Origin of the sequence: Bacillus sp. GMa5/1 (genome assembly GCF_050172015.1) — a bacterium.
In the GTDB taxonomy this organism is placed as follows: Bacteria; Bacillota; Bacilli; order Bacillales; family Bacillaceae_G; genus Bacillus_A; species Bacillus_A cereus.
On the sequence record NZ_JBNLYC010000192.1, the window covers coordinates 1 to 6850 of the forward strand.

Genomic DNA, 6850 nt, shown 5'->3' on the forward strand with positions numbered 1-6850 from the left:
AAAACTATGAAATTTTATGTAGTGATTAGATTACTACATAAAATTTCATAGCGAATACACTTAAGGAAAAAACGTTCCATTAAATTAATGTGATATCTATCGAACGAATTGAGAATGTACTTAGGGGGAATTTCAAGTGAAAACATTTGGTAAAGTATTATTAACTGGCGCATTAGCTTTAGGCGGTTTAACGGTTATGAACATTGAAACACCAAAAGCACATGCTGACGAATGGGATGGTTGTCATTACATTTGTGGTCCTGGTGAAACGGTGAACGGTGTTACAGTTCAGGTACACTCTACACAAGTTACTTTTGGTAACAGCGTAATTGCAAGAATTACAAATGACCGAGCTGAAGAAATTCATTACAATGTCAGCCTTGAAAAGAAATATGGCGATAGATGGGGAGAATTTGAAACCAACTTCCGTTGGCAAAATCAATGGGTCCCAGCTGGAAGCAATGATGAAATTGCAACTTTCACAGGATATGGTGATGATATTTATGAGGATGGAACATATCGTTATAAAGTCGAAATAAAAGGCGCTGACGGTTCTATTGATACAATTTACACAGCAGGAATGAAAGTTACAGGACGATAGCTTATGAACAAGCTCCATTATTTATGATTGTATTTTTGAAAATATCATTGATAATTGCGTTGATGTTATTATTAAAATAAGCTCTTCGGGGCTTATTTTTTTATACAAAAATTAGAATATGAACATTCAGAAAATTACACCTTTACACCATTAAAGTTTGTTGCTATTATAGGAATACATCAAATGTTACAATACTCAACAAATTGTACAAATTCTCCGATTACACGAATGAAATGAAAATACATTGCTGATGGTAACATTTATAGTTGGGATCCCGTAGCTCAGCAGGGAGAGCGCCACCTTGACAGGGTGGAGGTCGTGAGTTCGAGCCTCTCCGGGGTCATACAGTTAGTTATATCAAGGGTTTTAGTACGTTTCTTAACAATTAAAAATGTTATGGTCATTACCAAACTGGTACGACTAAACGAAAACCACTTCGCAAAAAAATGCGGGGTGGTTTTTTGTTGTTAAAATTTGCTGTCCTTGATTTTTTGGACGATAGAGAGTTTAAGAATGTTACACCGAAAACGCTACAAAGCTATCGGGATATTCTGAAACAGTTTGAAATTTTCTGTTTAGAACATGATGTTATCAATGTCGAGGATATTACTACAAGTATTATGAAGCGATATATCTTGCACTATCAAAAGAAAGGAAACAACGCAACCACTACAAACTCTAAGTTGCAACGTATTCGTGCTTTTCTTAATTATATGATTGAATGTGAAGTCATTAAGAATAATCCTGCTAAGAAAATACAGAAAGCACGAGAAGATGTACGTATTGATGTATTTACGGATTATCATATTAAACAAATGCTTAACTACTATAGAAGGATTAAACAGCGTGAAAAAACCTTTTACGCTTATCGTGACTATTCCATTATCGTTGTTTTACTTGGTACAGGGTTGAGACAATCTGAATTATGTTCCCTAAAGTGGACTGATATTGACTTCAAATATCAAACTTTATCTGTATTTGGGAAAAGTCGTAAAAGAGAATCTATTCCTGTTGCCGATAAGGTAATTATGGAATTAGCAACATACAAAACATTTTGCGAACAGATCTTTGTAGAAAAAGAACTTTCAGAATACGTATTTACAAACCGTTCCAATAAACAATTAACTCCTAATGCGGTACAAAACGTCTTTAAACATCTAGCCAAAATTATGAATTTTAAAGATGTACGTCTTTCCAGCCATACATTTAGACATACATTCTGTCAACGCTGTATCCAATCAGGAATGAGTACATTTGCGGTTCAAAGGTTAATGAGACATTCGTCCATAGTAGTAACAGAAAGATACGCAGCTATGTGGGGAAATGACTTAAAAGAACAAAACGACAAGTTTAATCCTTTAAATACGATAGATATATAAATAGGAAAAAAGCCACCTACGGCAATAGGTGACCAAAATTCAAATTCAAAACTAAATAACGGAAATTCCGTACATTCAGCACCTCCATTATAAATTTTTCAAAAATATAATGCAAGAGGTCTAGTTTCCTATTGTCTTTTTTAGCTATTGTACAGAGATTTCCGAATGTGGGAATGACCTAACACCACACTAAACACTTGAACAGGTTAGCTAAGCCAATGTCATAAAATTAAGCGTCCTAACAGATAACGGTTCCTTGTTTACGTTGTTAAGAGTCTAGGTGAGAACGACCACTAACGGTTCGGCTGGTTGCTTGGTGTACTACGGTACAGGTAGCAACGAATAAGAAAGATCATATTAGGTTACGAGTAATTAAGGGTATGTCAGTAGTACAATTCCTTCCCTAAGTTTTTCAGCATGTTGGACAAGCATGACATGTTAAAAGTTCGTTGCAGATGAAAATCTAGCGTTCAAACAAGGTGATACGATGGAAACCTCAGCAAACTCAGTTCAATTCAGTATTAAAGAACGTCTACTTTTATAGCACTTTGTTTTCTGAAGTGTTATAAAGGTAGTCATTCTTCTGTCCAATATTTCCTAGACAAATCTAGTTAATTCAGCGAAAAGGAAAACCTAAAGTCAAGAGATTCAAATCATTTTAATTACCACTAAATACGGATATTTGTAGAAGAAAATAACTACTAATCAAATTTATTTGTCCTATTTTATTCTTTTCTTGCAAGTAAGTAAATGTAAGACGAATCTTACAGAACTATAGAGGAAAAGGAGTTTAGGTATGTTATTAAAACGTCCAGTGCAAACAAAAATTAACATTATCGATTCAATTATGGGTAGTGGTAAAACTAGTTGGGCAATACAGTTCATGAAGAACGCACCAGCGTATCAAAAATTTATTTACATTACCCCCTTCATAAATGAAGTAGAACGAATAATAATTTCTGTTAATCGTAATTTCCAGCAACCACAAGCTGATTGTAAAGGAGAAACAAAGCTAGAAGATATTAAACGTCTCATCTCAGAAGGTAAAAACATTGCTTCGACACACTCACTTTTTAGAAATATAGACCGTGAAGTCATTGATCTGTTAGACATGGAGAATTACACAATAATCCTAGATGAAGTTATGGATGTTATTGAACAAGTAGATGTTTCAAAAGATGACTTAAAAATGCTAACAGAAAACGAGGTAATTGGGGTAAATCAAAACGGTGTTGTTCACTGGAAGCAACTTGATTATAGAAAAGGGTATTTTGAAAAGTTGAGGAACCTAGCTAATTCAGGAAACCTAATGATGTACGAAGACAAAGGAAATGAACCGAGTGCATTATATTGGATATTTCCTGTTGATATATTTAAGTGTTTTGAAGAAGTTTTTATTCTGACCTATATGTTTGATGGACAGATTCAGCGTGCTTATTTTGATTTATTCGGTCAAGAGTATGTGTATCAATCAGTTGTAAAAGAAGGCGATAACTATAAGTTAGCACCATATGTGTCTTTTAAAAATGAAGACCGTTCACATTTGAAGGAACTGATTAACATTTATTATCTTTCACCTAAAGATAAAAAGGATATGAACAAGATGGGGAATAAGCATAATTATTTTAGTGTGTCTGATTTAAAAAAGAAAACTAAAAATAAGGATACAAAGAAAGTCATTAGAGATAACGCTTATAACTTCTACCGTAATAAATGTAATGTACCTACTACTGAGGTCATGTGGACTACTTTTAAAGAGTTTAAAGATAGCCTAGCACCTATGGGGTTGAAAGAACACTTTGTAAGTGTAAATGCACGTGCTACAAACCAATTCCAGCATAAAAGGACATGTATCTATTTAGCTAATATTTATACAAATCCTTTGATAAAACACTTTTTTAATAAGCAAGGTATACAGCTTAATGGTGATTTATTTGCATTATCAGAACTACTTCAATGGCTTTTCCGCAGTCGTATTCGTACAGGAAAATCAATAGATGTTTTTATTCCATCTAAGCGAATGAGAACGTTGTTGGAACAGTACCTCAATAATGAAATTTAATTACTTCCTCTACTTTTATTGCTTAGTAAAGAAACGCTGTAACCCTTGATAACACTGGGTTTCTTGAATATTTCCTTATAAGAAAGATATAAAAATATTATAAGTATTAAAAGACAATCCCGAATAACACTTCAAGGGATAGCCTAAGCTACCCCTCTTCGTGATTATTCAGGGCATACTTTAATAGCTATATAGAATAGTATTATTTCTAGAAATAGTGGTGAGGGCATTCTTTGCCCGAACACGAGGCGTAGCCGAGGTAGAATAAAAAATCAATAACATGATATAAGTACCTTAATAAGTATAGGAGGAAATGTCTTGGAACTAGAACGATATTCTTACAATCCATATAAGAAGAAATACAAGGGGCATTGGCACTATCGCTGTAGACATTGCGAAAAAGTCATATATGTTCCTAAAGAACCTGAGGGGGGTGGATATTATATTTGGATTTACTGTGACGAATATAGCCCGACAGGTTCAATGTTCTGTTCAATGTTCTGTTCAAAGGAATGTATAGAAGGAGTTGACCGAAAATTAAGAAAAGTCGAGGATGGGCATAATCGCCTATCCTTTTATTTTTTATCATCATATCTTTCCACGAGAATAGCATTGGGAAAGCATTAAGAATTTGGATCATAAAAGAAGATTTATTAGTAGAGTTACTCCAAAATCTGGCTTTTTCGTGTAAGGAATATAACTTTTTGTTGTTCTGATAAAAAACTTTCAATTTAATGTCCTATTATGAAATGAAATTGCAAGTACCTAAGTGTAAGGGCTGGTTCAAGTCCACAAAAAAATACTTGGAGGTACTAACAATGAAAACAAACGTTAAGAATAGCATTATTTATTTAGGGGAGTTTGCTACAGACACAGAAACTATTCGATTAGGGGACTGTGATATTTTAGGACTACAAATAGAGACAAAAAGTGATGGAGGTTGGTTTTCTGTACTTGGTGAAACAGATGAAAAAGGAATTGTTAAGCGTTTAATTATAGACCTAGAACCAATTGATGAGAATCCAGATGAAGAAGATTATGATAATTGAATAAGAAAAGCGAATTAAAAGGCTAAATTATTTGGAAAGGAAAGGTGTTTATGAATGGTATTGGATTTAACAACATAAAATTGACAGATAAGGATGTATATAAAATACTGTATCTAAACAAGGTGGAAGGATTACAACCACACCAGCTAAAAACAATGTTCCCAATCACTAAGGCAACTATTAGAAGTATTGTAAATGGTAAGAGTCGAAAAGATTGTTATGGCTTGTTTATGAAATACAAGGGTAGCCACAGTGACGAGTTTATGAAACTAGCTAAATAGTGACTAGATAATCTTAATAGTATATTAACCCTCTCAGATTATTTCTGAGGGGGGATTATATATCGTAATTTCATGGATCTTATGTGTGAATTCAGTTATGGGGTGCACAATCAGTGAAATGTTGAAAAGTAGTGTTCAGCCCTTGATACGACTGCATCCATTAGAATGGATTAGTTGTGCCTTTCTGTGCAATTGTCACTTTTCCCACTTCAACGCCCTCTTTATACATTCGTCTCAGAATATTTTTTCTGCACAGTGGAACAGCCAAAAATAAAGAGAGACCACCAGTATTAGCTGTTAGCCTTCTTTTTAGCCCTAATAAGTGTACTTTTACTAATACCTGTGATTTCCTCAACTTGCTTATATGATTGGGTTTCTAGTAGCCCTAAAGCGTGTTCTATCTGTTTTTTACTGTACTTATTTGGACGTCCTTCTCTAAAGTCGTCACGCTGTTTGGCAATGGCTTTGCCTTCCTGAGTACGTTCTACAATTAAGTTTCTTTCCATTTCTGCCACTGCTAATAATGTAGTTAAAAAGAACCTTCCCATTGTCGTATCTTCTAATAGTCCCACATTTAAAACATGGACTCTTATACCTTTTGAAAATAGTCCTTTTACGATTTCGATTCCCTCAACAGTGTTTCTTGCTAGTCTATCTAGTTTAGTGACAACTAATGTATCACCTTCTTTTAGGATTGAAAGAACTTCTTGTAATTGCGGTCTATCTGATTTAGTTCCTGTAAACTTCTCAGAATAGATTTTGTCACAGCCTTCATTTTCTAATGCTGTTAATTGTACCTCTAATTCTTGTGACACCGTACTTACTCGTGCGTATCCGTATTTCATTATGTAATAGCCCCTTTTTTACCGTTCATTTATGACACTAAGTTATGACACTTTTCAATACCTTGATAATACAGCAGTGCTTTTTCGGTGTCAATACTATTAAGTTATGACACCACCTTGAAATAAAAAAGCCGATTTCCTGTACGTTAAGAAATCGACTTTAAATAATCCTCTAAACGAGGGGTTTTCACTTCTATCCTAATTCTTATGTATCAAGTCTTGTGTTTTGATTGTAAATAATAATACGTATATTTAAAAATCTATCTTAGATTCTATATTTACTACAAAGGTATATATCTTCTTTTGATTTCAAACAACAAAAAATACCCAACACCTTCAATTCAAGATGTTGGATGACTTATTAAATATTAAAGAAATTTAAATCAGAGTCCAAGGAATCCAATACTTCAGCTTCTGCACGCGTAGGTTGCTTATTCACAATTCACGTAGCATTCTGCCAGCAAACAGACGTCCTGTACGCTAACCCAGAAATCTCTTGCCGATGACTCAGGTGGCACTTCATACATTTTTTTCTAAAATAAAAAGAGAATCTTATTAGATTACCTATCAATACGCCTTCTAATACTAGAATGCAAAAAACGAATAGTAATTAAAGTTCATCAATAATATTGA

6 protein-coding genes and 1 tRNA gene are annotated in these 6850 nt (G+C 33.9%); 6 read left to right on the forward strand and 1 reads right to left on the reverse strand.

Translation table 11 applies throughout. The features are described 5' to 3' along the window. Nucleotides 1–136 precede the first annotated feature (136 nt). The 6 genes from ACQGSG_RS24880 to ACQGSG_RS24905 all read left to right on the forward strand — a co-directional run bounded on the left by ACQGSG_RS24880 (nucleotide 137) and on the right by ACQGSG_RS24905 (nucleotide 5372). Entirely contained in the window at nucleotides 137–601 is a 465-nt protein-coding gene (locus tag ACQGSG_RS24880) for a hypothetical protein (RefSeq protein WP_098877290.1), read from the forward strand. Between the two features lie 270 nt (nucleotides 602–871). Further along, nucleotides 872–944: transfer RNA gene (locus ACQGSG_RS24885), tRNA-Val, on the forward strand. A gap of 118 nt (nucleotides 945–1062) precedes the next feature. After that, entirely contained in the window at nucleotides 1063–1980 is a 918-nt protein-coding gene (locus ACQGSG_RS24890; RefSeq protein WP_325842700.1) for a tyrosine-type recombinase/integrase, read from the forward strand. Nucleotides 1981–2776: 796 nt separating this feature from the next. Next, on the forward strand, nucleotides 2777–4042 hold the full coding sequence (locus ACQGSG_RS24895) for a DEAD/DEAH box helicase family protein (protein ID WP_053564960.1): 1266 nt from the start codon (nucleotides 2777–2779) through the stop codon (nucleotides 4040–4042). 818 nt (nucleotides 4043–4860) lie between these two features. Beyond that, nucleotides 4861–5091 carry a hypothetical protein gene (locus tag ACQGSG_RS24900; protein WP_053564962.1) on the forward strand — a complete coding sequence of 77 codons (231 nt, stop codon included), beginning with the start codon at nucleotides 4861–4863 and terminating at the stop codon, nucleotides 5089–5091. 50 nt (nucleotides 5092–5141) lie between these two features. Continuing rightward, a complete protein-coding gene (locus tag ACQGSG_RS24905; RefSeq protein WP_053564963.1) occupies nucleotides 5142–5372 on the forward strand; it encodes a hypothetical protein in 231 nt (76 codons plus the stop codon). A 290-nt stretch (nucleotides 5373–5662) separates the two neighbouring features. Here ACQGSG_RS24905 and ACQGSG_RS24910 read toward each other — a convergent pair whose 3' ends face one another. Beyond that, nucleotides 5663–6217, reverse strand: coding sequence for a recombinase family protein (locus ACQGSG_RS24910; protein ID WP_426948249.1), 555 nt, complete (start codon nucleotides 6215–6217; stop codon nucleotides 5663–5665). Nucleotides 6218–6850: the final 633 nt, after the last annotated feature.